The organism is Sphingomonas benefaciens, assembly GCF_052907485.1.
This window is the reverse complement of sequence record NZ_JBREIC010000001.1, coordinates 1,507,290-1,533,485: the sequence shown is the minus strand read 5'-3', so window position 1 is coordinate 1,533,485 and position 26,196 is coordinate 1,507,290. Positions and strand designations below refer to the sequence as shown.

Sequence of the window (26,196 nt, the reverse complement as noted above, 5' to 3'; positions counted from 1 at the left end):
CCCGACATGCGATGCCCATTTTGCGGCCATGAAGACAGCCAGGTAAAGGACAGCCGCCCCACCGAAGATGGGGCGGCGATCCGCCGTCGGCGCCAGTGCGAAGGCTGCGCCGCACGCTTCACCACCTTCGAACGCATCCAGCTGCGCGAATTGTGGGTGCTGAAGAGCGAGAACCGGCGCGAGCCGTTCGACCGTGAGAAACTGCTCCGCTCGGTCGCGATCGCGACCCGCAAGCGGCCGATCGACCCGGTACGGATTGAGAAGCTGGTCAGCGGCATCCAGCGCCAGTTGGAAACGGCGGGTGACGGCGAGGTGTCGTCGAAGCGGATCGGCGAGATGGTGATGGAAGGTCTCAAGGGACTCGATTCCGTCGCCTATATCCGCTTCGCCAGCGTTTATCGTGACTTCAGCGAAGCTCGGGACTTCGAGGAATTTGCCGGCAGCGTCGAACAGGCGGGGCGCGACTCGTGAGCCAGCCCGTCATCATCCTGGTGCGGCCGCAGCTCGGCGAGAATATCGGCAAGGCGGCCCGGGCGATGCTGAACTTCGGCCTGACCGAAATGCGGCTGGTAGCGCCGCGCGACGGGTGGCCCAACCCCAATGCCGGGCCGGCGGCGAGCGGCTCCGACGTGGTGTTGGAGCGGGCGAAGGTGTTCGACACGGTCGCCGATGCCGTCGCCGATTGCGCGCATGTCTATGCGACGACGGTGCGCAAGCGCGGCGTCACCAAGCCGGTCGTCACGCCCGAGGAAGCGGCGCGGGCGATCCATGCTGAGGCCGGCCGCTCCGCTTTCCTGTTCGGGCCCGAACGGTCGGGTCTGGAAACGGACGACGTCGCGGTGGCGCGGACGATCCTGACCGTGCCGATCAACCCGGAATTCGGCAGCCTCAATCTTGCCCAGGCGGTGATCCTCTGCGCCTACGAATGGTCCAAGGGGCAGGGATTGGCGCAGCCGCCCCAGGTCGAGCTGCCCGATGTCGCGCCGCAAATCGAGCTGGATGGCATGATCGGCCAGCTGGAGGAGATGCTGGACCATGCCGGTTATTTCTTCCCGCCGGATCGCACGCCCGCAACCAAGCGGACGCTGCGCACCTTGCTGACCAAGCCGGGCTGGTCGAGCCAGGAGATCCGCACCCTGCGCGGCGTGCTGTCGACGCTGGCGCGGCCGCGGGAGCGGTAGGCGCCCACTCCGCCGTCCACACGCTCAGCCTAGCGCCGCTTTCGCCGCTTTCAGGTCCTCGACGAAACGGGCAAACTCATCTTCCTTCTGCGCCGGATCGGGCAGGCGCAGCAGATAGCTCGGGTGGACGGTGATCCAGGCTTCGCCGCCCTCGGTGAGCGGAATGGCACGGCCTCGCTCGCGGCCGATCGTCACCACCCGGCCGAGCAGCGACCGCGCCGCCGTCGCACCCAAGGCAACGGTCACCTGCGGCCGGACGAGCAGTCGTTCCTGCTCGATCCACCAGCGACACGCCTCGATCTCGCCCGCTCCCGGCTTGGCGTGGATCCGGCGCTTGCCGCGCTGCTCGAACTTGAAATGCTTGACCGCATTCGTGACGTAGACCCGGCTGCGGTCGATGTCCGCCGCCGCGACCGCGCGATCGAATACCTGTCCGGCGGGACCGACAAAGGGTTTGCCGGCAAGATCCTCCTGATCGCCCGGCTGCTCGCCGACGAACATCATCGCCGCGTCGACCGGCCCCTCACCGAACACCGTCTGCGTCGCAGGCTTGTAGAGCGGGCAGCGGGTGCAGGCCATCGCCTCATCGCGTAGCGCCGTCCACGCGGCCTCGCTGTTGCCGCCGGGTGCGGCCCGCGCCTGTTCGATCATGCCGCTCTCCCGCGCCTGCGCGCCTGCGATCAATTCCCCGACCAACGCGGTTTCGGGCATGTTTTTCCAGTATTTTCGCGGCATCTCCTTGAGCATCGCGCCGATCTTGACGCGCGCCGGATTGAAGATGCTGGCGTAATAGGTCTTCCACACCTCTTCGACCGGATCGCCCTCTGGCGCGTCGGCGCGAGTGGCGCCGGGACCCTGGGTCAGCGCCGCACCGTCCCAATGCAGCGACACCTCGGGCGTCAGGATCGACCAGCGCATCGAGGCGAAGCGATTGACGAAGAAGGCGGCGTTGGCGCGGACGATATGATGCTCGGGTTCGAACCAGGCGACGTAGCGACTGCCGTCGCCGTCGGGCATTTCCCGAAAGCGCAAAAAGGCGCGCATCTTGTGGATGTCGCGCCGCACATTCTTGGCGATCGTTTCCAGCCGGCGCAGCAGCGGATCGGCCTTGTCCTCCATCGCGCCCGGTGTGCGACGCAGGCGGACGAGCAGACGGTAGAGCAGCGCAAAACGCTCCGGATCGGCGGCGAGCACGACGCTGCGCGCCAGGTCGACGAAGCTGCGCGGCACCGAAAAGCCGCCGCCGGCCGTCGCCGCCGCCGGGGTCGCAGCGGTGGCGAACAGGTCGGTCGCCGCCGCGCCGACCTGCCACACGATGTCGTCGGGCGGCGTATCCGACGCCGCCAGCGCCCGGGCGGCGTCGCGCCAGCCGTCGAAATCATCGGTCTCGGCCAGCGTGACGACGCGCACGGTCGATCAGTCGCGCTCGTCGCCGCCCGGGGGATTGGCCTTGGCGAGCTTCAGTTCCTCCGGCTTGCGCTCTTCATACACTTCGGCGAGGCGGTCTTCGGTAGCATCGTCGAGCTTCTCCTCGGCGGCGGGGAACATCTCTTCCTCCTCCTCGCCGATATGATGCTCGTAGCGATGACGCATGTGGAAGAAGGTCGATTCCCACTCGTCGGACGCAAAATCCATGTCCATCATCTTGCCGAGCAGGTCGTCGACCTCCTTGTGCTCGGCGACGGAGTGACGAGCGTCGTCGCGCAGGTCGGGATTGCCGAGCATCGTCGCATAAAGCGACTCCTCCTCCGCGGCGGCGTGGCTCTGCAGCTCGAGGCGGAAGGCCTCGAACAGCTTCTTGCGCTTGCTGCTGTCGCCCTTGAGCTCGCCGAGCTGCTTGAGCATCTCGCGCTGCTTGTCGTGATCGCGCTTCAGATCGGCATAGATTTGGGCGGTGGCCATGGCTCGCGTCTCCTTCGCCCCGCTCAACCGGCGAACGCCGGGGTCGTTTCAGACGCGAGTCGTTCTCAGGCCGCGAACAGCTCGAGCTGCTGCCGCTTCGGCGCGACGATCGGCTTTAGTTCGGCCCGGTCGGCGAGCGTTACCGGACGCCAGTCCTCCGCGACGATGAAGGGCCGGATCTTGGCCACCGACACGGTGAGGCGGGCGACGTCGTCGAGCCGCAGCCGCCGCCAGCGCCGGCTGGCGATGATGCGGTCGACCGCTTTCACGCCGAGCCCCGGGACGCGCAGCAGCATCTCGCGCGGCGCGCGGTTGACGTCGACCGGGAAGCGGTCGCGGAACTTGAGTGCCCAGGCGAGCTTGGGATCGATGTCGAGCGGCAGCATGCCCGTCGCATCGTCCGCCGCCGCGACCACCTCGTGCGGGGCATAATTGTAGAAGCGCATCAGCCAGTCGGACTGATAGAGGCGATGCTCGCGCATCAGCGGCGGGCGCTGCAGCGGCAGCACGGCGCTGGCGTCGGGGATCGGGCTGAACGCGGAATAATAGACGCGGCGCAGGCCGAACCGGTCGTACAGCGTCGAGGCGCGTGTCACGATCTCGCCGTCGGTGGCGGCGTCGGCCCCGACGATCATCTGGGTCGACTGGCCGGCGGGGGCGAAGTGGGGCGCGGACTTGTACTTGGACCGCGCGTCGCCCGAATCGGCGATGGCGGTCTTCACGTCCTTCATCGCGCCCTCGATACGGGCGCCGTCCTTCTCCGGCGCGAGCCGCTTCAGGCCGCTCGCGGTGGGCAGCTCGACATTGATCGAGACGCGATCGGCGTAGAGGCCAGCCTGATGGACCAGCTCGGGGTCGGCGTCGGGGATCGTCTTGAGGTGGATGTAGCCGCGAAATTGATAATCTTCACGCAAAGAACGGGCGACTTCGACCAGTTGCTCCATCGTGTAGTTGGAGGAGCGGATGATGCCGGAGGACAGGAACAGCCCCTCGATATAATTTCGGCGGTAGAAAGAAAGAGTAAGGTTTACAACCTCTTGCGCGGTAAACCGGGCGCGGCGGACATTGCTGCTCTTGCGGTTGATGCAATAATGGCAATCGAACACGCAGCTGTTGGTCAGCAGGATCTTCAACAAACTGATGCAGCGGCCGTCGGGCGCATAGGCATGGCAGATGCCCATGCCCTCGGTCGAACCCAGGCCTTTGCCGTCGCGACTGTCGCGCTTGGCGGTGCCGGACGAGGCGCAGGACGCGTCATATTTGGCCGCGTCCGCGAGGATGGCCAGCTTTTCGCGAGTGTCGAGTTGCGCCATCCGTTCCATGTACGTTCCGCGATGCGCCGGAACAAGGGCTTAGATCGATGACCTCGGATCGGTTATGATCTAGCCCCGATATGGTAGGTAAAATACAGCGAAAACCGTCACTTACGCCAATCCGCGATAAACATTTGGTGACCATGGCTTGGGTAGCGTGGCGCCATGAACGGGCATCGACTGGTAGCACAGCTACGCGAACATCAGGCGGCGATCCTCGCCAACACCAACCGCGCGCGCCAAGCGCTGGCGGAGGGCGTCCCCGACGACGCGCTGCTCGCACGGCTGCGCTGGGAGATGGTGCGGCTGATGAGCGCCTACCAATATTTCAAGCACCGCGAAGTGTTCGATGTGCTGATCGCCGACGGCAACAGCAACGAGGCGCGGATCGCGCGGCGGCTGAAGGCCGAATGTATCAGCCTGGGTGAGGAGGTCCGTCGCTTCGTGGCGGATCGCAGCGGAACGCAAAGCGCCTCGGCCCAGGCGCAGCGCGGGCAGATTTTGGCGTTCATCGACCGGATCTGGGAGCATATGGATTATGAGCGGCGCGCGGTGATCGCGATCCTCGATCCCGCCGACGGCGAGGCGGCGCACGTCATCCCGCCGCCGGCGGTCCAAGCTGCGCAGCGCGTCGGCTGACCGTCTCGCCACATTTCGCGACGATTGCGTCGCCAATGACGCGGTTCGGCCATCCGCGTGCAACACCGGCCCGCCAAAGCGAGGGCGCAGGGGATGCCACGGAGCCGAGACGATGCCCGATACCTCCTATTTTTCGAGCCGCGCCCAGCAGGAAGCGATCCGGTCGATCCAGTCGACCCATCCGGTGGTGGCGGCGGTGCATCAGGAATTATGCCTGCTCTATATCGGACAGGCCCTCGCCCGTTTGACGCGACGGGCGTCGGCGGGCTGAGTTCGACCGGTCGCGGATCCGGCGATCCACGCGGAAAGGCCGGTAACCGCCCACGACCGTTCAGTGCGCAAGCAAGCCTTCCGCGCCGCCGAGATCGACCGAGACGAGACGGCTGACGCCGCGTTCGACCATGGTGACGCCGAACAGGCGGTGCATGCGGCTCATCGTCACGGCATTGTGCGTGACGATCAGATAGCGCGTCCGGGTGTCGCGCGACATGCGGTCGAGCAGATCGCAGAACCGCTCGATATTCGCATCGTCGAGCGGCGCGTCGACCTCGTCGAGGACACAGATCGGGGCGGGGTTGGTCAGGAACAGCGCGAAGATCAACGCCACTGCGGTCAGCGCCTGTTCGCCGCCGGAGAGCAGGGTCAGCGACTGCAGCCTTTTGCCCGGCGGTTGCGCCATGATCTCCAGCCCCGCCTCGAGCGGGTCGTCCGAATCGACTAGTTCGAGATGCGCCTGGCCGCCGTCGAACAGCGTCGCGAACAGGCGGCGGAAATGGCCGTCGACTGCGGTGAAGGCGGCGAGCAGGCGCTGCCGCCCCTCGCGGTTGAGCGTGCCGATCGAGCCACGCAGCCGGGCCACCGCCTGGCCGAGCTCCTCGCGTTCGGCGGCGGTGGCGCTTCCCGCCGCCTCGATCTCGGCCAGCTCGCGTTCGGCGATCAGATTGACCGGGCCGATCCGTTCGCGCTCCAGCGTCAGCCGCTCATGCGCCGCACTCTCGTCGGCGGGGGCGCGGACGGTGTCGCTGGCGAAGCCGATCCGTTCGGGCAGGACGGGGGCGGGACATTCGAACCGTTCGCCCGCCAGCCGCCCCATCTCGACCCGGCGCAGCTCCTGATTCTCCAGCCGGGCGGCGGCGCCGGCGCGCACCTCGCGCGCGGCGGCCAGCGCATCCTGCGTGCGGCGGTGCGCATCCTCAGCCCGGCGCATCGCCTGTTCGGCGTCACGCTCGGCGGCCGCCAGCCGATCCGCCTCGCCACGCAGCATCGCATGCCGCGCCTCGTCCGCGGCGATCGTCGCGTCCAACGACGCCGGGCGTTCGGCGACCGCATTCGCTTCCTCGACGAGAGCGGCATCGCGCTTGTCCATGTCGGTGATGCGGCGCGCCGCCTCGCCGGCACGGGCGCGCCAACCGCGCAGTTCCGCCTGTACCGCGGCGAGCCGCTCGCGCTGCGCCTGGTTCAGGCGTTCGCGTGCGGTCCGTTCGGCGCGGGCCTGGGCGACTGCGGCGCGACAGCGATCCGCCGTCGCGGTCAGCGCCGCCACCGCCTGCGCACTGTCGCGACCGTCGGGCAGGGCCGCCCGCGCGGCCCGCGCGGTGTCGAGTTCGGCCTGCGCCTCCGCCTGTTCGCCGGCGATGCGGGCGGCGCGGGTATCGACGTCGGCCTGCTGCCCTTGCAGCCGGTCGAGGGCAGTGGCGGCGCGGTCCTCGTCGCGGGTCGCCTCGCGCACGGCAGCGTCGGCGCGGGTCAGGGTGTCGCGCGCGCGGCGGGCGTGGCTGCGGGCCTGATCGATGCGCGCGGCGACCGCGGCGGCGGCGGCCTCAGCGGCCTCCAGCGCGGCGGCGGCGGCAGGACGTGCGGCGGTGAGCGTGGCCAGCCGGTTGAGCCGCTCCAGCCGTTCCGCGGCGGCGGCGCCGCTGCCCGACGCGACGAAGCCGTCCCAGCGGCGCAGCCGTCCGTCGCGCGTGACGAGCCGCTGCCCGACCGCGAGCGCGCGGTCGTCGTCCGCCTCGACCAGAAACACCTGCGCCAGCCGCCGGGCGAGCGCGGCGGGGGCACGGACGTGATCGGCCAGCGGCAGCGCATCGCCGGGCGGGCCGGGATCCCCCGATTGGGCGGCAGCACCCGGCCAGGCGGCGAGGGCGGTATCGAGATCGTCGCCGAGCGCCGCGGCGAGCGCGCGTTCGAAGCCCGCATCCGGCACGACATGGTCGAGCAGACGGTCGCGGCCGCTGCGTTGCGTCGCGCGGGTCAGCGCCGCGACCTCGCCGTCGAGCGCGGCGAGTTCCGCCCGCGCCGAGGCCCGATGGGTCTCGGCGCCGTCGCGATCGGCGAGCGCGGCCCGTTCGGCGGCGTCGCCGGCGGCGATGTCCGCGCGCGCCGTTTCGGCGGCGGCGAGGGCGGCGGTGCGGCGGGCGGCGGCGGCATCGCGCGCCGCCTGTAACGGCTCCGACGTGCCGAGCGTCTGGCGCTGGGCGGCGAGTTGCGCGGCGTCGCGGATCGCGCGGTCGTGGCGTGCCTGCGCCGCGGCGAGCGCGGCGGCGGCGACGCGCATTTCCGCTGCCTCCGCCGCCTGTCGGCTGAGCCCCTGCGCCAGCGCGACCTCGGCGTCGCGAGCGGCGCGTTCCGCCTCGGCCAACAGCGCGTCGTGCGCCGGCAGATCGGCGGCCGCCTGCGCGATGTCGCGGTCGAGCGCCTTGGCCTCGTCGCCGAGCCTCGCCAGTGCCTCGGCGGCATCGGTGGCGAGCGTGCCCTCGCGGGTACGATCCTCGGCGATACGGCGGCGGGCGTCGGCGAGTTCGGTGACGCGCCGTGCCGCCGCGGCGCGCTCGGTGCGCAGCGCGGCCAACGCGTGGCCCGCCTCGCCGGCAAGATCGCGGGCGGCGAGGGCAGCGGCGCGGGCGGCGGCGAGTGTCGCGGCCGCCCCCGCCTGCGCGGCGGCGGCGGTCCGTTCCGCCTCGCCGGCGGCGGTGGCGCGCGCCTCCGCCGCCTGTGCCTCGCGGCGGCCGGCCTCGGCGGCGGCGGCGGCATCGCGCCAGCGGGCATAGATCATCCGCGCCTCGGCCAGGCGAATTTGAGTGGAGAGCGTGCGATAGCGTTCCGCCTGACGTGCCTGGCGCCGCAATGCCGCGGCGCGGACGTCCTGTTCGGCGATCAGCTCGTCGAGGCGGAGCAGATTCGCCTCGGTGGCGCGCAGTCGCGCCTCGGCATCCTTGCGGCGGACGTGCAGCCCGGCGATTCCCGCCGCATCCTCCAGCATCGCGCGCCGCTCGGCCGGCTTGGCGGCGATCACCGCGCTGATCCGGTTCTGGCTGACCAGGGCCGGGCTGTGCGCACCGGTGGCGGCATCGGCGAAGAGCAGCGCGACGTCCTTGGCACGGACGTCGCGGCCGTCGATGCGATAGGCGCTGCCGGCGCCGCGCTCGATGCGGCGGACGATCTCGCGCTCCTCCCCGTCGGCGCCGTCGAGCAGGATCGACACTTCGGCGAAATCGCGCGGCGGGCGGGTCGCGGTGCCGGCGAAGATGACGTCGTCCATGCCGGCGCCGCGCAGCGAGCGGGCGCTGTTCTCTCCCATCGTCCAGCGCAGCGCCTCGAGCAGGTTGGACTTGCCGCAGCCGTTGGGCCCGACGACGCCGGTCAGCCCCGGTGCGATGACCAGATCGGCCGGGTCGACGAAGCTCTTGAAGCCAGTGAGGCGCAGACGCTTGATCTGCATGTCAGGGAAGGCGGGGCGACATGGCGGGCGCGCCGGGTGTAGTCGCGCGGGACGCGAGAATCCATCCGTCGCGGCGGGGGAGGGCAAGCGGCGCCTCGGGCGCTACCCCTCCCCCGGCGGCGAGGGAGGGGAGCGCCGGAGGACGAAGGCGGGGGCGTTGCTCGGGCGCCGCGGCGCACGGCCTCTTGCCCGCCAGCCCACGGCCCGCGCCCGGGAGTTTGGCTTTACGCCCCGGCGGCCTTGAGCAGCGGCTCGAGCTGGCCCCAGGTGATCGCGTCGACCTTCTTGCCGTTGAGGATCAGCGTCGGCGTGCCGGTGACCGTGCCGTCGGCGCTCTTGTCCTGGGTCTGCTTGGTCCAGCGGTCGATCTGGCCCTGGTCGGCGAGGCACTGGCGCGCCTTGGCCTCCGGAATGCCGCGCTGCTTGACGAAGTCGATCAGGCCCATCGTCTCGGCCATCAGGCGGAAGGCGTCGACCGGCTTGGCGGCCTGGATCTGCTGCTGCACCGCCGGCGGCGCGGCCTGGATCTTGTCCAGGAACGACTGCTGGTTGGCGTACATCTGCTCGAGCAGCGGGAAGAACGCCGCCTTGTCGACGCAATTGCCGAGCAAAGTCGGCGGCACGTCGAGCGCGCCGTGGACCAGGAATTCGCGGAATTCGAAGCTGACCTTGCCCGAATCGACGTAATTGCTGGTCAGCGGCTGATAGCCTTCGCGCGCCAGCGCGCCGCAGGTTGGGCACAGGCGCGAGCCGTATTCGACCAGCTTGATGGGCGCGGCGGGATTGCCCATCACATAGCCTTCCTTGGTCTGCGACACCGTGTCCGTCCAATGCTGGCCGGCGGGCGCGCTGACCGCGGCGACCGGCGAGGCGGGGGCGGCGGGCGTGCCAGAGGTCGTGTCGCTCTTCGAACAGGCGACCAGCGCCAGCGGTGCGAGCAGGAAGGCGAGGGCCTTGGTGGCGAGGTTCATCGATAGGCTCCGGTTGCTTTACTTGGCGCCGCGGCCGGTGAGGACGGGTTCGAGCTGGGCCCAGGCCATCGGCGGCTGCAGTACGTTGTTGAGGTAGAAGGTTGGGGTCGACGTGACCTCGATCGGCGCGTCGCCGGTCATCGCGGTGATCCGCGCGACGGCCACCTTGTCGGCGAAACAGGCGTTGATCTGCGCCGGGGTGAGGCCGCGGGTGCGCACCGCCTGGGTCAGGCCGACGCCGTCGGCGAGAGCGCGCGCCTGGACGATGCCGGGCTTGCCGTCGAGATCGGGATGCGCCTGTGCGAAGGCGGGCGCCTTGGCGAGCCACGTCTCCTGCGTCGCGAAGATCATCGCCGAGGTCGGAAAGAACCCCTTGCGTCCGGTGCAGCGCGCGAGGATCGCGGCGCCGAGGTCGAGCGGATCGCGGATCAGGTGGCGATATTCGAGGCTGACCTTGCCCGACCGGATCATCCGCCCCTTGAGCACCGCCTCGCTCTCCTTCGAGAAGGCGGCGCAATGCGAGCAGGTATAGCTGCCATATTCGACCAGCTTGAGCGGCGCGGCGGGGTTGCCGAGGACGAAGGCGCCCTTGGGCGTGACATTGGCCGTCTGCGTCCAGTCGATCGCCGGCGCGGCGGCGACCAGGACACCGAGGGCCAGCGGAGCGAGGGCGGCAAGCAACGGGCGCATGTCTATCCTATCTTGGGCAGGCCGCGCGGCGTGGCGGCAACGCCGGCGGCAAGCGATTCGAGCACGGCGCGCAGTTCCGGATCAGCGATCGTCTTCAGCCCCTCGCCCATGTCGGCGGGGACGGTCTTGATCGACGGTGGCGCCGCGCGGCGGACGGGCTTGGCGACATCGCCCTGACGCAGCGTCAGGCGCGCCACCGCGGTATAGCCGAAGAAGCGATTGACCCGCTCGACGATCTCCGGCGCGATATGCTGCATCATCGGCGCGTGGCTGCCGCGCACGGTGATGGTCAGCGTGCCGTCGGCCTTCTTGCCCGGCGGGAAGCGCAGCGATTCGGGGGCCGAGGCGCTGGCCCAGCGTTCGCCGACGATCTCCGGCCAGCGACTGACCAGCGCGCTCTGCACGAAGCCGAAGCGGCGGAAGGCGGCGCCGCCGACCGCGGGCAGCAGCTCGGCCACCGCGCGCGGGCGGTTGTGGCGGGGCGATTCGGGGTCGGGGCCGCGGCCGCGCTTGCTCATCGCCACGCCCATGCCATAGCGGCGGCGTGGACGCTACACGCACTTGCCCGCAACCCGCCGGGATCGCACTGCTTCTGCTCGACTGGTACGACCGCCACCGGCGCGATCTGCCGTGGCGGGCGAGGCCGGGCGAGGCGGCGGACCCCTATCGCGTCTGGCTGTCGGAGGTGATGCTGCAGCAGACCACGGTCGCCGCGGTGACGCCGCGCTTCCTCGCGTGGACGCGGCGCTGGCCCGATTTCGCCAGCCTCGCCGCCGCCGACGAGGCGGACGTGATGGCCGCCTGGGCCGGGCTTGGCTATTACGCCCGCGCGCGCAATCTGGTGAAGGCGGCGAAGGCGGTGGTCGCCGATCACGGCGGCGCCTTTCCGCGCACCGAGGCGGCGCTGCGCACCCTGCCGGGCCTGGGCGCCTATACCGCGGCGGCGGTGGCGGCGTTCGCCTTCGGCGAACGCGCGGTGGTGGTCGACGCCAACGTCGAGCGGGTGGTGGCGCGCCTGTTCGCCATCCGGACGCCGATCCCCGCGGCGCGGCCGGCGATCCGCGCGGCGGCCGAGACGATCACGCCCGACCTGCGCGCCGGCGACTTCGCGCAGGCGATGATGGATCTCGGCTCGGCGATCTGCACGGTGCGGGCGCCGAAATGCCTGCTCTGCCCGTTGCAGCGGCAGTGCCGTGCCTTTGCCGACGGCGATCCGGCGGCGCTGCCGGTCAAGGCGCGGAAGAAGGCGAAGCCGCTGCGCCACGGCACGATCTTCTGGCTCGAACGCGACGGCGCGGTGCTGCTGGTGCGGCGGCCGGACGAGGGACTGCTCGGCGGCATGCGGGCGCTGCCCACCGGACCGTGGCAGGAGGCGCCGCCGGGGCTGGCCGGCGCGCCCGTCGCGGCGGACTGGGCGATGCGCAACGCGCGCGTGTCACACGGCTTCACGCATTTCGACATCGAACTGTCGCTTGCTGTCGCCATGGGGCAGGCGCATCACGCAGCCGCTGGCGAATGGTGGCCGATCGACCGGCTGGACGAGGCGGGGTTGCCGACGCTGTTCGCCAAGGCGGCACAGGCGGTGTTGAGGAGGGACGGATGATGCGGATGCGGATCGGATTTGGGGTGACGCTGGCCGCGCTGGCGGCCAGTGCGGTGGGCGGCCAGGCGCTGCGCCAGAGCGCGCCGCTGACGCCCCCGGCCAGCGTCTCGACGCCGGCGCGGGCGACGCCGTTTCCGGCGACGCAGGCGCTGTTCGACGGCTATGTCCGCGACGGCAAGATGCCCGGCATCGTCGCCGCCTTCGGCATCGGCGACTATCCGACGCAGTTCGTCGCGGCGGGCAAGCTGTCGACGAACGCCGCTGCGCCCGCCGTCACGCCGGACAGCCTGTGGCGCGTCTATTCGATGACCAAGCCGGTCACCGCCATGGCGGCGATGATCCTGATCGAACAGGGCAAGATCGGGCTGGACGATCCCCTGTCCAAATACATCCCGGCGTTCAAGCAAATGCGGGTGCTGACGAGCCCGGACACCAGCCTCGACAGCGTGCCGGCGAAGAGCGAGATCACGATCCGCGAGCTGCTCACCCACACCTCGGGCCTCGGCTACAATATCAGCGCCAAGGGGCCGCTGCTCAAGCTGTACGAAGCACGCGGCATCGTGCCGGCGGCGGTCAATAACGAGGTGGAGGCGCTGGCGCGGCGGACGCGGCCGGCGACGCTCGCCGAATTCGCCGAGCGCGTCGCGACCGCGCCGCTGGTCGCGCAGCCGGGCACCGAATGGCATTATTCGATCGGCCTCGACGTGATGGGCCGCGTGATCGAGATCGCCTCCGGGATGCCGTTCGACCGGTTCGTGCAGACGCGGATCTTCGACCCGTTGCAGATGCGCTCCAGCTTCTGGACGGTGCCGGCGGCCGACGCGTCGCGGCTGGCGACCAACTATGCCTTTGTCGGTGACCAGCTGAGCCCGGTCGATCCGGGCGCGACCTCGGTCTGGCTGAAGCCGCCGAGCTTTCCCTATGGCGGCGCCGGACTGGTCATGTCGGCGCGCGACTACGACCGGTTCCTGCACATGCTCGCCGATGGCGGCACGCTCGACGGCGTGCGGATCATGAAGCCGGAGACGGTGCGGCTGGCGATGTCGAACCTGCTGCCCGCCGGCGTCACCTTCGGCGGGGTTGCGGGCAATACCGGCGGCACGCGCGGCAGCGTGCCGATGGGCTATGGCGCGGGCGGGTCGGTTTATCTCGCGGACGGGCCGGCGGGGGTGCCGTCGAAGGGTACCTATGGCTGGGGCGGCGCCGCGGGCACGGTCGCCTTCGTCGATCCGGTCAAACGCATCCGGGGAACGATCATGGTCAACTATTTCCCCGCCGACCGCTGGCCGGTGCGCGAGCAGACGGTCGCCGCCTTCGCCAGCGACGTGACGCGGCTGCGCCCGTGAGCGTGCGACCGGTGCCGGGCTTCACCGGCGGGACACTCGACCGCGCCGATGCGCTGCGCCACGATCCGGACGCGCTGGCGGCGGTGATGACGCCGGCGGCGCGGCTGCTGCGCCTCGACGGGCTGATGCCGGCGATCGCCGACGACCGGCTGAGCTGGGGCAGCCTGGCGGAGGCGCCGGACGGGGCGGAACTGGCGCTGCTCGGCCTCGACACGGACGGCCGGGCGCATGTCGTCGCCATCCCGCCGATGGGGGCGGAGGGCAATGCCCCGGCGATGCGCAACCCGCAGCTGATGGCGATCCTGGCCACACTCGCGCCGGGCGAGGCGGCGACCTATGCCAGCGCGCGCAGCCTGCTCGACTGGCACGCGCGTCATCGCTTCTGCGCTAAATGCGGCGCGCCGACGCGGATGTTCCGCGCCGGCTGGGGACGGCAGTGCGAAGCGGAGGGGACGGAGCATTTCCCGCGCGTCGATCCGGTCGTCATCATGATCGCGGAACATGACGGGCGCGCCCTGCTCGGCCGCCAGCCGAGCTTTCCGCCGGGCCGCTATTCGGCCCTCGCCGGCTTTCTGGAACCGGGCGAATCGATCGAGGAGGCGGTGGCGCGCGAGATCGCCGAGGAAGCCGGCGTGCGCGTGCGCGATGTCCGCTACGTCGCCAGCCAACCCTGGCCGTTCCCGTCGTCGCTGATGATCGCCTGCGTCGCGGTGGCGGACGATGATGCGATCACGCTCGACACGACCGAGCTGGAGGATGCGATCTGGGTGCCGCGCGAGGTGGTGCGCGCGGTGCTGGCGGGCGGGGAGGGGCCGTTCGTGCCGCCGCCGCCCTATGCCATCGCGCATACGCTGCTGACGGTGTGGGCGGGGGAGTAGCGCGGCGGCGGATTAGCCGACGCCGCCCATCCGGGGAAGCGTCGCGACGAAGCGTGTCTCCGCCGGCGTGGACTGGGCGAGGATGACGTCGCCGCCATGGCCGCGCAGGATCTGACGGGCGAGCGCGAGGCCGACGCCGCTGCCTGCCGGCTTGGTGGTCATGAACGGATGGAAGATCGCCTCCGCCTGCCCCGGCGGGATCGGCGGCCCGGTGTTGGCGATGGCGAAGGCGATCGTGTCCGGCAGGGTCTCGACGGTCAGCGTCACGGACAGCGCCGCCGGGTCATCGGCCGCCTCCACCGCATTCTGCAGGATCGCCCAAAGCGCCGCGGACAATTGATCGACGTCGGCGAGCAGCTGCACCGGCGCGTGCGCCGCCGCGACATTCAGTGGCAGCGTTGGCCAGCGCGCCGCGAACAGGCGGGCAAGATCGGCGATGAGGTCGGCGGTGGCGAGCCGGCGCCGCTCCGGTGCAGGCAAGCGGGCGAGGCTGCGATAGGCATCGCCGAAGCGTTGCAGGCCAGCGGCGCGCCGCGCGACGGTGGTCACCGCTTCGCGCACCGCATCGTGATCCGGCTGCGGATCGCCCAGCATCTCTGCTGCAGTTTCGGCCAGCGAGGCGATCGGTGTCAGCGTGTTGACGATCTCGTGGCTGAGGATCTGGACCAGCTCACGCAGCGCCGCCGCCTCCGCCGCCTTGAGTTCAGCCCCGATGTCGATCAGCGCACCGACCTGCGCGACGTCGCCGGCTCGGGTCAGCGCGCCGACGGCGAGCGCGAACGGCGCCTCGTCGATCGTCACCGTCGCTGTGCGGCCCGGCGGAGTATGAGTGATCGCCTCGACCAGCGCGGGCGGTGGTGTGAGGATCGTGTCGTCGCTGGCGAACAGGCGCCGGGCGGCGCGGTTGACCGCGTGCAGCGCGCCGGCACGATAGGCGACGAGGGGGGCGGGCGACAGGTCGAGATAGGCGACCAGCCGCTGCCGCTCCGCCGCGTCGGGGGCGGGCGGCGGCGGTGGTGGCGGCAATGCGCTGGTCTGTGCCGCGATCACTGCGGTGGCGCCGGTCCAACCGGCAACGAGCAGCGCGACCACCGCCGTGGCATAAAGTCCGCTGCCGATGCTCGCTGCCGCCGCGGCGCCGGCGCCGGCGATGACCAGGGCGCGGACGGCGGCGGCGACCCGGTCAGAGGCCATAGCGCGCCATCCGCCGGTACAGCGCGGCGCGGGTCAGGCCCAGTTCGGCGGCGGCGCGGCTGACGTTGAAACCGTGGCGCTGGAGCGCGGCGGCAACCAGGGTCTCCTCGCTGCGCGCGAGATTGAGGTCGGCGGCGAGCGCGCGCGGCTGCGCCGCCTCGGGCGGCAGCGCGAGCGCGAAATCGGCGATGTCGAGCCGGTCGCCGGTGGCGAGCAGCACGGCGCGCTCGGTCGCTTGGCGTAGGCCGCGGACATTGTCGGGCCAGGCGTCGGCGGCGATGCTGCGCTCCGCCTCGATGGTCAGCGGCCGCAGCGGCTTGGCGTGGCGACCCGCGAAGACGGCGGCGAAATGGCGGGCGAGCAGCACTGCGTCGCCTTCGCGCGCGGCCAACGGCGGCAGGTCGCATTCGATCGTGCTGATCCGGTAGAGCAGATCCTCGTGCAGGCCCGCGCGCAGTGCCGCCCGATCGAGCCGGGTGGTGGTGATCAGCCGCAGGTCGCGGATCATGTCGAGTTCGCGGGCGAGCGCCGCCTGAACGGACGCGGGCAGCCGGTCGACCTGATCGAGCAGCAGGGTGCCGCCGGTCGCCTCCGCCAGTAACGCAGGGATCGCCCCGACTTCGGTGGTGGCGTCGAGCGTCACCAGCGGGCGTTCGGCGCGCGCCGATCCGCGGTGGGCCAGGGTCGCGGCCAGCGTCTTGCCGCTGCCCGCCGCGCCGCGCAGCAGCAGCGCCGCGTCGGTCGGCGCGATGCGGGCGATCAGGTCGCGCACGGTGGCGATTTCCGCGCTGTCGCCGAGCAACAGGGGCGCCTCGCCGGCGGGCAGCGGCGGCGCGGTGTCGAGCTTGGCGCGGCGCAGCGCGAGACCGCGTTCGACGGTCGCGGTCAGCCGGGCGTTGTTCCACGGCTTGATGATGAAATCCGCGGCACCGCCGCGCATCGCCTGCACCGCGACCTGGATGCCGCTATGGCCGGTGACGACGATCACCACCGCATGACGATCCGCCGCGACGAGCCGGTCGAGCAGCGCGAACCCTTCTTCGCCGCTGGTATGGCCGCGGGCGAAATTGAGGTCGAGCAGGATGACGTCGGCGGGCCGCTCCGCCAGCCGCACCCAGGCGGCGGCCGGGTCGGCGGCATGCGCGACGGTCATACCCTGCCGTTCGAGCAGCAATTGCGCGGCGCGGGCGATGTCGGCGTCGTCGTCGACGACCAGAATGTGCGGTGATTCGGTTGACATGGGGTGCGGCCTGTCCGGAAACGGACAGTCGGTACACGGCCGGCCCGGACACTGGCCAGCGCTTTGTGGAAAAGCAGATAACTTCAGCAGCTTAGGTGCGCGGACAGTGTCCGGGCTACACTGAACGCATGATCGATACACCCACTTCCACGATCAGCGGCGCGGGCATGGACCGGCGGATCGAACGGCCGGGCCGCAAGCGGCGCAAGCTGATCGTCCGCGTCGCGATCGGCGTGGCGGTGCTGGTCGGTGCGCTCGCACTGTGGTGGCTGATGCCGGGGGGCAACAGCCTGGCGGTCGACGCGCAGATGATCCGCACCGGCACCGTCACGCGCGAGGCCTTTCGCGACTTCGTGCCGCTCAGGGCCGAGGTCGCGCCGCTGCGCACCGTGTTCGTCGGCGCGGTCCAGGGCGGATCGGTCGCGGAGCTGATCGCGACCGACGGGTCGATGGTCGCCGCCGGCGCGCCGCTGGCCCGGCTGTCCAACCCCAGCCTGGAACTCGACGTCGCCAGCCGCTCGGCGAGCATCGTCGGCCAGCTCAGCGCCAACAGCGGCGCGGAACTGTCGATGCAGCGGACGCGGCAGGATTCGGCGCGCGACCTCGCCGATGCGCGCAACGCTTTGTCCAAGGCGGAGGCGGCGCTGCGCCAGAAGCAGGTCCTGTTCGACAAGGGTTTCGTCACCGCCGCCGCGATCGATCCGCTGCGCGAGGAGGTGGCCTATCAGAAGAGCCGCGTTGCCGCGCTGGCGAGCGGGCAGGCGCAGGCGAACGGCACGCTCGCCGACCAGTCGCAGGGCATCGCCGCGACGGGGCGCGAGCTGCGCGAGAGCCTGGCGATGGTGCGCGCCAGCCTTGCCGCGCTGACGCTGCGCGCGCCGGTCGGCGGGCGGCTGACCGCCTTCACCATCCAGCCGGGGCAGATGATCAAGCCCGGCGATCCCGTCGGCCAGATCGATTCGGAGGGGCAGTGGAAGCTGGTCGCCGACGTCGACCAATTCTACCTCGGCCGCGTCCGCACCGGGCTGACCGCGCGGGCCGATCTCGACGGCAGGAGCTATCCGCTGCACGTCATCCGCATCCTGCCGCAGGTCACCGAGGGCCGGTTCCGCGTCGAACTCGGCTTCGACGGCGCGGTGCCGGCGGGACTCAACCGCGGCCAGACGCTCGACACCCGTCTCGTCCTCGGCGCCGACCGGCCGGCGATCGTCGCGCCCGCGGGGGGCTGGCTCGATGCCGGCGGCACCACCGCCTTCGTGATGGAGGGCGACGGCCGCGCGGTGCGCCGCGCGATCCAGACCGGACGCCGCAATCCCGACCAGGTCGAGGTGACCGGCGGCCTCGCCCCCGGCGACCGTATCGTGACCACCCCGCTTGCCACCTACGCCCCCTACCAGACCCTGATCATTCGATAGGAACCGCCATGATCCAGCTTCAGGACGTCAGCCGCACCTACGCCTCCGACGAGGTCGAGACCACCGCCTTGGGCGGCATCGACCTGCACGTCGAACGGGGCGAATTCGTCGCCATCATGGGCCCGTCGGGCTGCGGCAAATCGACGCTGCTCAACATCCTCGGCACGATCGACCGGCCGAGCGGCGGCCGCTATCTGTTCGAGGGCGAAGATATCGCCAAAGCCCCCGAAGCGGAGCTGGCGAAGCTGCGCCGCGACCGGCTCGGCTTCGTGTTCCAGAGCTTCAACCTGATCGACGAGCTGACCATCGCGGAGAATGTCGCGCTCGGCCTCGCCTATCGGTCGATGCCGGCGCGCGAGAAGAAGGAGCGGATCGCCGCGGCGATGGACCGCGTCGGCATCGCCCACCGCCAGCGCCACCATCCGCACCAATTGTCGGGCGGTCAGCAGCAGCGCGCGGCGATCGCCCGCGCAATCGTCGGCGAACCGCGGCTGATCCTGGCGGATGAGCCGACCGGCAACCTCGACACCGCCAACGGTGCGCAGGTGATGGAGATCCTGCAGCAGCTGAACGCGGAAGGCGCGACGATCGTGATGGTCACGCACAGCCCCGCGCATGCCGACATCGCCAAGCGCACCGTCCACATGCTCGACGGCCGCATCCTCGCCTCCGCACGGCTGGCGGCGTGATGCTGCGCCGCGCCCCCCGCGCGGGCGGCCACGGTCTCGTCGTCGTGCTGCTCGTCCTCGTCCTGCTGCTGGTGCTGCGCGTCGCCGCGCAGACGAAGCCCGTCGCCTGAAGGGAGGGGCCCGGTGACCGCATCGGCTTCCGCGTTGCTCAGCTTCTATCGCTCGCTGATCCGTCATCGCCTGTTCGCGTTGCTCAACGTGGGCGGGCTGGCCCTCGGCATCGCCGTGTTCCTGGTGCTGTTCCTCTATGTGCGGTTCGAGACCGGCTACGATCGCGTGTTGCCCGGCTGGGAGCGGCTGTACGTCGTCAACGAGGAATATGATCGGCCGGGCGCCCCGGCGGAGCCGAACAGCTACACGATGGGCGGCGAGCTCGACCTGCTGCGCGGTGACTTTCCCGATGTGATCGGCACCCGCGTCCAGCCGAGCGGCACGACGATCCGGCAAGGCAATGCGGTGTCCAACGAGACGATGACGATCGTCGATCCCGGCTTCTTCCGCCTGTTCCCGTTCGAGACCGTCGAGGGCGATGCCGACCGGACGCTGCGTGATCCCGACGGACTGGTGGTCACGCAAACCGCAGCACACAAATATTTCGGCGAGCAGTCGGCACTTGGCCACACGTTGACCCTGGCGATCGGAAAGAAGGATCATGTGTATCGCGTCGGAGCGGTGCTGCGCGATCCGCCGCGAAACGTCAGTTTCACGTCCCCCCTCTACGTGCCGATGGTGCGAGCCCGCTTCGCCGACCAGTTCTTCGACCATTGGGGCAGTACGTCGCTGCACACCATCGTGCGCTTCGCCGATCCCGCCGCCGCACAGGCCTTCGACCAGCGGCTGAAGGGCTTCGTGGAACGGCATGCCTATCCGAGCGGAAACATACCCAGGGGCCAATACCGCCAATTCGTCACGCCCCTCGCCGACTTGCACCTCAGCGATCCCGGCGACCGGACGATCGTGCGGACGCTGGGCGGCGTCGGTGTGCTGACACTGATCATCGCCATCATCAACTATATCAATCTCGCCACCGCACGGTCCGGCCTGCGCGCGCGCGAAGTGGCGGTGCGCAAGGTGCTCGGCGGCACGCGGACGATGCTGATCGCGCAGTTTATCGGCGAGGCGATCGCCACCGTCGCCCTGGCTGCGTTGATCGGACTCGCGCTTGCCGAGCTCGCCCTGCCATTGGTCAACATGGTGGGCGGGACGACGCTGACCATCCGCTATTGGGGTCGCGATGGCATTCTGCCGCCGCTCGCCATGCTCGTCGTCACGGTGGGCGTGCTCGCCGGCCTGTATCCCGCATTGTCGCTGTCCGGTTATCGCCCGGCGGCGGTGCTGGCCTCTGCGCGCACGCCCGGCGGCGGACGATCCGGGTCGCGGCTGCGCGCCATATTGGTGATCGTACAGTTTGCCACGGCGATCGTCTTCGGCATCGCGACCGCGGTGATGCTGGCGCAGACCGACCATCTTGCCAAGACCGATTTGGGCTTTCGCCGCGACGGCATGATCGTCGTCAAATCCACGGCCGACGACGGCCTGTCGCTCGGCCAGCGGCGCGAGGTGCTGACAGCGCTTCGCAACAGTCCCGGCGTCGTATCGGCGGCACTAGGCCTCAACGCACCGGGGCGGCAGAGCACCACCAATACGACCACGGCGGTGCCGACCGACGATCCACAGCGCAAGGTACAGATTTCGATCGTCGATACCGGCGAAGGCTATTTCCACACGGCGGGTGCGCATCTTCTCGCCGGTCGCCTGTTCGACCCCAGGCGTGGCGAGGACGACAGCAACTGGCGCTACGAGCCCAAGGCCTCGGTCGCCGGCCATGTCACCAACGTCGTCGTCAATGCCACCGCAGCGCAGAAGCTCGGCTATGCGACACCTGCTGCGGCGATCGGCAAGATGATCGACGGGCTGGGCAGCGCGCGCATCATCGGTGTCATCGCCGACATGCGGTTCGAATCGCCGCGCGAGCCGATGCGGCCGACACTGTACCTTTGGGGTGACAATGCCGACTGGCCGATGATGACGATCGTCCGTTATCGCGGCGTCGATGCCCAGGCGGTGATCGCGGCGCTGGAAGCGCGCTGGAAGCAGATCGTGCCCGCCGTTCCGTTCGACGCCGTCACCGCGCAGACCAGCCTGTACGACAGCTGGTATAAGCAGGACGCGCAGCGGGCGAACCTGTTCACGATCGGCGCGGTGCTGGCGGTGCTGATCGGCTGCATCGGCCTCTACGGCCTCGCCGCCTTCGACACCGCGCGGCGGATCAAGGAGATCGGCATCCGCAAGACGCTGGGCGCGTCCACCGCGGACGTGCTGCGCCTGCTGATCGGCCAGTTCATGCGCCCCGTGGTACTCGCCAACATCATCGCCTGGCCGATCGCCTTTCTCGCGATGCGCCGCTGGCTGAGCGGGTTCGACGACCGCATCGCGCTGTCGCCACTGTTCTTCATCGGCGTCGCGCTGGTCGCGGTCGTCATCGCCACTGCGACGATCTTCGCCCAGGCGTGGCGGGTCGCCCGCGCCGAACCCGCCCGCGCGCTGCGCTACGAATAGGATCGCACATCATGCAGTCGGCCGTCCTCTCGCTCTACCGATCCCTCGTCCGCCACCGGCTGTACGCGGTGCTCAACATCGGCGGGCTGGCGCTCGGCATCGCGGTGTTCCTGGTGCTGTTCCTGTTCGTCCGGTTCGAGACGGGGTACGACCGCGCGATCCCCGGCGCGGACAAGCTCTACGTCCTGCAGGAACGCTATTTCATGCCGGGCTATCCGGAAGAGGCGAGCCCGTTCACGATGGGCGCGCAGCTGGACTATCTGCGCGCCGATTATCCGACGCTGGTTGGCACCCGCTATTGGGAGCAGAACGCCACCGTCCGCCAGGGCAGCAACGTCACCGACGAACATCTGACCGTCGTCGACCCCAATTACTTCTCGCTGCTGCGCTTTCCGGCGATCAGCGGCGACCCGACCAAGGCGCTGGCCGATCCCGACACGGCGGTGATCACGCAGGCGATCGCCAGAAAATATTTCGGGACCGAACCGGCAATCGGCCGGTCGCTGGCGATCACGATCGGCGACAACAAGGAATATACCTATCGGGTCGGCGCGGTGATCGCCGACATGCGCAACGACGTCAGTTTCCCGGCCGACATCTACGTGCCGCTGGTCCGCGCCCGTTTCGCCAATGAATGGTTCGACCATTGGGGCAGCACGTCGCTGATGACGCTGGTCCGTTTCCCGGATGCGGGCGCGGCCAAGGCGTTGGAGGGCGAGCTGGCACGCTTCGCCGATCGGCGCGTCTTCCCCGACGGCAACATCAAGAAGGGTCAGTGGCAGCAGACGCTGCGCCCGCTGGTCGACAACCATCTGTACGATCCGGCGGACCGGACCGCGGTGACGACATTGGGTATCGTCGGCGTGCTGACCCTGCTGATCGCGATCGTCAATTACGTCAATCTGGCGACGGCGCGGGCAGGCCTCCGCGCCCGCGAGGTGGCGGTGCGCAAGGTGCTGGGCGGCACGCGCAGCGCGCTGATGCGCCAGTTCACGCTGGAGGCGGTGGCGACCGTCGCGCTGGCCGCGCTGATCGGGCTGGCGGTCGCGGAGCTGTCGCTGCCGCTGGTCAATGCGATCGGCGGGATGACGCTGTCGATCACCTATCTGGGGGCGGGATCGATCCTGCCACCGCTCATCCTGCTGGTGCTGATCGTCGGCGCGATCGCCGGCATCTATCCCGCCATCGTCCTCACCCGCTTCCGCCCGGCCGCGGTGCTCGCCTCGGCGCGTGCGCCGGGCGGCGGCCGGGCGGGCGCGCGCCTGCGCGCGGCGCTGGTCGTCGGCCAGTTCGCCATCGCCATCGCCTTCGGCATCAGCACCGCGACGATGCTGGCGCAGGCGGCGCATGTCCGTGCCGCCGACCTCGGCTTCCAGCGCGACGGCCTGTTCATCCTGAAGAAGTACGCCTGGGTCGACGACAGCCAGAAGGCGTCCCTGCTGCGCGCCTTCGCCGCCCTGCCGGGGGTGGTCGCCGTCACCTCCGGCCAGAACACGCCGGGTAGCCAGATGACGACCAACAATTCGACCATCTTCCGCGCCGGTCAGGACCGCAGCCGCGGACGGTCGATCATGGATGTCGTAGTGGGCGACGAGTATTTCCGTACCTTTGGCGGGCGGTTGATCGCCGGCCGGCTGTTCGACCGGGCCCACCCCGCCGATGATGTGGCACTGCGCCAGAAGGGCAGCACGACGCCCCATAACGTCGTCATCAATCGTAGCGCGGCGATCGACCTCGGTTTCGCCAGCCCGGCGGCGGCGGTCGGCCAGTCGCTCGACGGCAATGGCCTGATGACGATCATCGGTGTGGTCGACGATCTGCGCTTCCGCGGGCCCCGCGAGCGCGTCGGCGGGGTCGAGTACCGTTACTCGAGCAAGCCGTTTGCCAGCCCCTATGCGACCATCCGCTACCAGGGCGATCCGGCGAAGTTCCGCGACCTTGCCGAAGCGACGTGGAAGCGACTGGTGCCGACCATCCCGTTCAAGGGGCGCAGCGTCGAGGAGAATCTGTACAACGAATATTACAAGCAGGACGCGCAGCGGGCCAACCTGTTCACCATCGGTGCGGTGCTGGCGGTGCTGATCGGCTGCATCGGGCTGTACGGCCTCGCCGCCTTCGATACCGCGCGGCGGATCAAGGAGATCGGCATCCGCAAGACGCTGGGCGCGTCCACCGCGGACGTGCTGCGCCTGCTGATCGGCCAGTTCATGCGCCCCGTCGTACTCGCCAACATCATCGCCTGGCCAATCGCCTTTCTCGCGATGCGGCGCTGGCTGAGCGGGTTCGACGACCGCATCGGGCTGTCACCGCTGTTCTTCATCGGCGTCGCGCTGGTCGCGATCGTCATCGCCACCGCCACCATCTTCGCCCAGGCGTGGCGGGTCGCCCGCGCCGAACCCGCCCGCGCGCTGCGCTACGAATAGGGAGCGCATCATGCCGTCTATCCTGACCTCGCTCTATCGATCCCTTGCCCGGCACCGGCTGTACGCGGTGCTCAACATCGGCGGGCTGGCGCTCGGCATCGCGGTGTTCCTGGTGCTGTTCCTGTTCGTCCGGTTCGAGACGGGCTACGGCCGCTGGGTCCCCGGCAGCGACCGGCTGTGGATGGTGCACAGCAAGGTCGCCTTCCGCGATTTCCCGACCGGTTTCGACAACGACAGCACGGCCCACTCCTTCCTGTCGCTGCTGCGCGGCGAGCGGCCGGATATCCGTGGCACCCGGTTCACAGCCGAAAGCGTCAGCATACGCAATGGCCGCGGCGCGGTGGCGGAACGGATGATGCGAGTCGATCCCGCATTCTTCCGCCTGCTGCCCTATCCGGCGGTCGCGGGTGACCCGGCGCAGGCGATGATGATGCCTGGAAAGGCTGCGATCACCGAAACCGTGGCCCGCACCAACTTTGGCGGCAGTGTCAACGCGGTCGGGCGGACATTGACGGTTACGTCCGGCGGCAAGCCCGTCGACGTCGTCGTTGCCGCAGTGCTGCGCGATCTGCCACCGGACACCGATTTCAAGGCGGACATCTTCATCCCCATCGCGCCCGTCGACCCGACCAAAGACAATTGGGGGTTCGGCGATGCGACCGTGCTGTTGCAGCTGCCCGATGCCGCGGCGGCGCAGCGGCTGGAGGCGGATCTGCCTGCCTTCATCCGCCGCCATCCGCTGCGGGAAACGATGGAGGGGATGAAGGCGACGCTGACCCTCGTGCCGATGTCGGCGGTGCATCTGCGCGAGACGTCCGCCAAGACGGTGGTGACCACGTTGGGCGTGATCGGTGTCGTCACGCTGCTGATCGCGCTGGTCAATTACGTCAACCTTGCCACCGCGCGTGCCGGGTTGCGCGCGCGCGAGGTGGCGATGCGCAAAGTGCTGGGCGCGACGCGGCGGATGCTGGTGGCGCAGTTCCTGGGGGAGTCGATCGCCGCCACCGCCCTGGCAGGCATCATCGGCCTCGCGCTTGCCGAATTGGCATTGCCGCTGATCAATGCCGCTGGCGGCACGTCGCTGGCCATCCGGTATGGCGGGGCAGAGTCGATCCTGTTGCCGCTGGCATCGACGGTGATCGGGGCGGGCATGCTCGCCGGCCTGTATCCGGCGCTGTTGCTGTCGCGGTTCCGGGCCGCTGCCGTGCTCGCATCGGCGCGCGCACCGGGCGGTGGCCGCGCCGGAACCCGATTGCGTCAGGCGCTGGTGGTCCTGCAATTCACCATCGCCGCCGCGCTGGGGACCGGCACGGCGATCCTGATCGCGCAGACCCACCACGTTCGTTCGGCTGACCTCGGGTTCGATCAGCGCGGGCTGCTGCTGATCCCGTCCTTGGGCGACACCGCGCTGGATCCTGGCCGGCGGTTGCGGCTGCTCGAGGCGATCGGTCACCTGCCGGGGGTGACGGCGGTGTCGCACAGCAGCTTCACGCCCGCCGGCGGGGTGTTCATGATGCGCACCGTCAAGACCGGCACGGGCGCCGGGGAAAGTTTGTCGATGAACTTCACGCAGGTCGGCGACGGCTTCCTGCGGCTGATCGGTGCGCGGCTGATCGCCGGGCGTGACTTCGACCCGCGCTTCGCCACCGACGATAGCAGTCACAACATGCATGCGGGCGCGATCAGCTTCAGCAACGTCATCTTGAACGCGGCGGCGGTGCGGAAACTGGGCCTCGGCGCGCCGGAGAAGGCGGCGGGCAAGATGATCGCGAAGAACGACCGACACTCGCAGATCGTCGGCGTGATCGACGACTTGCGTTTCAACGGGCCGAGGAACGGCGAGGATGCGATGATGTACATCTGGCGGCACGAGCCGCCGGACAGTGCAACGGGGTTTGTCCGCTACACCGGCGCCACCGCGGCGACGCTGTCGAACATCGAGGGCGTCTGGCGCCGGCTCGCACCGACCGTGCCGTTCGACGCCAAGACGGTGGAGCAGGCGCGTTACGACGAATTCCTCCGTGCCGACGCGCAGCGGATGCGGTTGTTCACCATGGGCGCGGTGCTGGCGGTGATCATCGCGTGCATCGGCCTGTACGGCCTCGCATCGTTCGATACGGCGCGGCGGGTCAAGGAGATCGGGATCAGGAAGACGCTGGGCGCCTCGACCGCCGAGGTGTTGCGGCTGCTGATCGGGCAGTTCCTGCGGCCGGTGGTGCTGGGCACGGTGCTTGCCGCGCCGATCGCCTTCTATGCGATGCGGCAGTGGTTGGCGGCCTTCGCCGACCGGATCGCGCTCTCGCCGGCGTTCTTCGTCTTGGCCGGCGTCGCCGCCGTCGCGATCGCCGCGGCGACGGTGGCGGGGCAGGCGTGGCGCGTTGCCCGCGCCGAACCGGCGCGGGCGCTGCGATACGAGTAACGCCCTTCCCATAGGC

General features: G+C 70.0%; 21 protein-coding genes. 12 read left to right on the top strand and 9 right to left on the bottom strand.

Features of this window, described 5'->3' with window-relative positions:
• The first annotated feature begins 6 nt into the window (after positions 1–6).
• Complete coding sequence (nrdR, locus tag ACU5AX_RS07460) at positions 7–471, top strand: transcriptional regulator NrdR (RefSeq protein WP_198351962.1); 465 nt, start codon at positions 7–9, stop codon at positions 469–471.
• Complete coding sequence (locus tag ACU5AX_RS07455) at positions 468–1,181, top strand: RNA methyltransferase (protein ID WP_446690270.1); 714 nt, start codon at positions 468–470, stop codon at positions 1,179–1,181. The genes nrdR and ACU5AX_RS07455 overlap by 4 nt, the downstream gene beginning before the upstream one ends.
• Positions 1,182–1,205: 24 nt before the next feature.
• On the opposite strand, the gene ACU5AX_RS07450 is transcribed toward ACU5AX_RS07455, so the two are convergent.
• The 3 genes from ACU5AX_RS07450 to ACU5AX_RS07440 form a co-directional block, all read right to left on the bottom strand.
• Positions 1,206–2,591, bottom strand: coding sequence for a UdgX family uracil-DNA binding protein (locus tag ACU5AX_RS07450; RefSeq protein WP_446690269.1), 1,386 nt, complete (start codon positions 2,589–2,591; stop codon positions 1,206–1,208).
• A gap of 6 nt (positions 2,592–2,597) precedes the next feature.
• On the bottom strand, positions 2,598–3,083 hold the full coding sequence (locus ACU5AX_RS07445; RefSeq protein WP_446690268.1) for a hemerythrin domain-containing protein: 486 nt from the start codon (positions 3,081–3,083) through the stop codon (positions 2,598–2,600).
• A 65-nt stretch (positions 3,084–3,148) separates the two neighbouring features.
• Positions 3,149–4,396 carry a putative DNA modification/repair radical SAM protein gene (locus tag ACU5AX_RS07440; RefSeq protein ID WP_446690267.1) on the bottom strand — a complete coding sequence of 416 codons (1,248 nt, stop codon included), beginning with the start codon at positions 4,394–4,396 and terminating at the stop codon, positions 3,149–3,151.
• Between the two features lie 165 nt (positions 4,397–4,561).
• Between ACU5AX_RS07440 and ACU5AX_RS07435 the strand changes: the two genes are divergently transcribed.
• Positions 4,562–5,035 (top strand): hypothetical protein, encoded by a 474-nt coding sequence (locus ACU5AX_RS07435; RefSeq protein ID WP_446690266.1) that lies wholly within the window; start codon positions 4,562–4,564, stop codon positions 5,033–5,035.
• A gap of 112 nt (positions 5,036–5,147) precedes the next feature.
• Entirely contained in the window at positions 5,148–5,306 is a 159-nt protein-coding gene (locus ACU5AX_RS07430; RefSeq protein WP_198351968.1) for a hypothetical protein, read from the top strand.
• 60 nt (positions 5,307–5,366) lie between these two features.
• Here the strand turns inward: ACU5AX_RS07430 and ACU5AX_RS07425 are convergent, their stop codons facing one another.
• The 4 genes from ACU5AX_RS07425 to ACU5AX_RS07410 all read right to left on the bottom strand — a co-directional run bounded on the left by ACU5AX_RS07425 (position 5,367) and on the right by ACU5AX_RS07410 (position 10,944).
• Positions 5,367–8,753 carry a chromosome segregation SMC family protein gene (locus tag ACU5AX_RS07425; RefSeq protein WP_446690265.1) on the bottom strand — a complete coding sequence of 1,129 codons (3,387 nt, stop codon included), beginning with the start codon at positions 8,751–8,753 and terminating at the stop codon, positions 5,367–5,369.
• Between the two features lie 224 nt (positions 8,754–8,977).
• Positions 8,978–9,724 (bottom strand): DsbA family protein, encoded by a 747-nt coding sequence (locus ACU5AX_RS07420; RefSeq protein WP_198351972.1) that lies wholly within the window; start codon positions 9,722–9,724, stop codon positions 8,978–8,980.
• 18 nt (positions 9,725–9,742) lie between these two features.
• Positions 9,743–10,414 (bottom strand): DsbA family protein, encoded by a 672-nt coding sequence (locus ACU5AX_RS07415; RefSeq protein ID WP_446690264.1) that lies wholly within the window; start codon positions 10,412–10,414, stop codon positions 9,743–9,745.
• Between the two features lie 2 nt (positions 10,415–10,416).
• Complete coding sequence (locus ACU5AX_RS07410; RefSeq protein WP_198351974.1) at positions 10,417–10,944, bottom strand: DUF721 domain-containing protein; 528 nt, start codon at positions 10,942–10,944, stop codon at positions 10,417–10,419.
• 14 nt (positions 10,945–10,958) lie between these two features.
• Between ACU5AX_RS07410 and ACU5AX_RS07405 the strand changes: the two genes are divergently transcribed.
• Genes ACU5AX_RS07405 through nudC form a run of 3 tightly spaced genes read left to right on the top strand, consistent with a single transcriptional unit; the run spans position 10,959 to position 14,241 of the window.
• Positions 10,959–12,017, top strand: coding sequence for an A/G-specific adenine glycosylase (locus ACU5AX_RS07405; protein ID WP_446690263.1), 1,059 nt, complete (start codon positions 10,959–10,961; stop codon positions 12,015–12,017).
• 5 nt (positions 12,018–12,022) lie between these two features.
• Complete coding sequence (locus tag ACU5AX_RS07400) at positions 12,023–13,363, top strand: serine hydrolase domain-containing protein (protein WP_446690262.1); 1,341 nt, start codon at positions 12,023–12,025, stop codon at positions 13,361–13,363.
• Positions 13,364–13,365: 2 nt separating this feature from the next.
• Positions 13,366–14,241: an NAD(+) diphosphatase gene (gene nudC / locus ACU5AX_RS07395; protein WP_446690486.1), complete on the top strand. Its 876-nt coding sequence runs from the start codon at positions 13,366–13,368 to the stop codon at positions 14,239–14,241.
• 12 nt (positions 14,242–14,253) lie between these two features.
• Here the strand turns inward: nudC and ACU5AX_RS07390 are convergent, their stop codons facing one another.
• Positions 14,254–15,435: a sensor histidine kinase gene (locus ACU5AX_RS07390; protein WP_446690261.1), complete on the bottom strand. Its 1,182-nt coding sequence runs from the start codon at positions 15,433–15,435 to the stop codon at positions 14,254–14,256.
• A complete protein-coding gene (locus ACU5AX_RS07385) occupies positions 15,425–16,675 on the bottom strand; it encodes a sigma-54-dependent transcriptional regulator (RefSeq protein WP_446690260.1) in 1,251 nt (416 codons plus the stop codon). The genes ACU5AX_RS07390 and ACU5AX_RS07385 overlap by 11 nt, the downstream gene beginning before the upstream one ends.
• 128 nt (positions 16,676–16,803) lie before the next feature.
• Here ACU5AX_RS07385 and ACU5AX_RS07380 point away from each other — a divergent pair, with 128 nt between their 5' ends.
• The 5 genes from ACU5AX_RS07380 (at position 16,804) to ACU5AX_RS07360 (ending at position 26,180) form a co-directional block, all read left to right on the top strand.
• Positions 16,804–18,090 (top strand): efflux RND transporter periplasmic adaptor subunit, encoded by a 1,287-nt coding sequence (locus tag ACU5AX_RS07380; RefSeq protein WP_446690259.1) that lies wholly within the window; start codon positions 16,804–16,806, stop codon positions 18,088–18,090.
• 8 nt (positions 18,091–18,098) lie between these two features.
• On the top strand, positions 18,099–18,779 hold the full coding sequence (locus ACU5AX_RS07375) for an ABC transporter ATP-binding protein (RefSeq protein WP_198351979.1): 681 nt from the start codon (positions 18,099–18,101) through the stop codon (positions 18,777–18,779).
• 123 nt (positions 18,780–18,902) lie between these two features.
• Entirely contained in the window at positions 18,903–21,338 is a 2,436-nt protein-coding gene (locus ACU5AX_RS07370) for an ABC transporter permease (RefSeq protein WP_446690258.1), read from the top strand.
• A gap of 11 nt (positions 21,339–21,349) precedes the next feature.
• The gene (locus tag ACU5AX_RS07365; protein ID WP_446690257.1) at positions 21,350–23,761 is read left to right on the top strand and encodes an ABC transporter permease; all 2,412 of its coding nucleotides are present in this window, start codon (positions 21,350–21,352) and stop codon (positions 23,759–23,761) included.
• A 10-nt stretch (positions 23,762–23,771) separates the two neighbouring features.
• The gene (locus ACU5AX_RS07360) at positions 23,772–26,180 is read left to right on the top strand and encodes an FtsX-like permease family protein (protein ID WP_446690256.1); all 2,409 of its coding nucleotides are present in this window, start codon (positions 23,772–23,774) and stop codon (positions 26,178–26,180) included.
• Positions 26,181–26,196: the final 16 nt, after the last annotated feature.

Excerpts from the sequence above, each read along its gene's own strand:
- ACU5AX_RS07415 (WP_446690264.1), bottom strand. The coding sequence starts at position 10,414 with ATGCGCCCGTTGCTTGCCGCCCTCGCTCCGCTGGCCCTCGGTGTCCTG.
- ACU5AX_RS07400 (WP_446690262.1), top strand. The coding sequence starts at position 12,023 with ATGCGGATCGGATTTGGGGTGACGCTGGCCGCGCTGGCGGCCAGTGCG.
- ACU5AX_RS07435 (WP_446690266.1), top strand. The coding sequence starts at position 4,562 with ATGAACGGGCATCGACTGGTAGCACAGCTACGCGAACATCAGGCGGCG.
- ACU5AX_RS07375 (WP_198351979.1), top strand. The coding sequence starts at position 18,099 with ATGATCCAGCTTCAGGACGTCAGCCGCACCTACGCCTCCGACGAGGTC.
- ACU5AX_RS07430 (WP_198351968.1), top strand. The coding sequence starts at position 5,148 with ATGCCCGATACCTCCTATTTTTCGAGCCGCGCCCAGCAGGAAGCGATC.
- ACU5AX_RS07440 (WP_446690267.1), bottom strand. The coding sequence starts at position 4,396 with ATGGCGCAACTCGACACTCGCGAAAAGCTGGCCATCCTCGCGGACGCG.
- ACU5AX_RS07410 (WP_198351974.1), bottom strand. The coding sequence starts at position 10,944 with ATGGGCGTGGCGATGAGCAAGCGCGGCCGCGGCCCCGACCCCGAATCG.
- ACU5AX_RS07365 (WP_446690257.1), top strand. The coding sequence starts at position 21,350 with ATGCAGTCGGCCGTCCTCTCGCTCTACCGATCCCTCGTCCGCCACCGG.
- ACU5AX_RS07425 (WP_446690265.1), bottom strand. The coding sequence starts at position 8,753 with ATGCAGATCAAGCGTCTGCGCCTCACTGGCTTCAAGAGCTTCGTCGAC.
- ACU5AX_RS07390 (WP_446690261.1), bottom strand. The coding sequence starts at position 15,435 with ATGGCCTCTGACCGGGTCGCCGCCGCCGTCCGCGCCCTGGTCATCGCC.
- ACU5AX_RS07385 (WP_446690260.1), bottom strand. The coding sequence starts at position 16,675 with ATGTCAACCGAATCACCGCACATTCTGGTCGTCGACGACGACGCCGAC.
- nrdR (WP_198351962.1), top strand. The coding sequence starts at position 7 with ATGCGATGCCCATTTTGCGGCCATGAAGACAGCCAGGTAAAGGACAGC.
- ACU5AX_RS07380 (WP_446690259.1), top strand. The coding sequence starts at position 16,804 with ATGATCGATACACCCACTTCCACGATCAGCGGCGCGGGCATGGACCGG.
- ACU5AX_RS07445 (WP_446690268.1), bottom strand. The coding sequence starts at position 3,083 with ATGGCCACCGCCCAAATCTATGCCGATCTGAAGCGCGATCACGACAAG.
- ACU5AX_RS07360 (WP_446690256.1), top strand. The coding sequence starts at position 23,772 with ATGCCGTCTATCCTGACCTCGCTCTATCGATCCCTTGCCCGGCACCGG.
- ACU5AX_RS07420 (WP_198351972.1), bottom strand. The coding sequence starts at position 9,724 with ATGAACCTCGCCACCAAGGCCCTCGCCTTCCTGCTCGCACCGCTGGCG.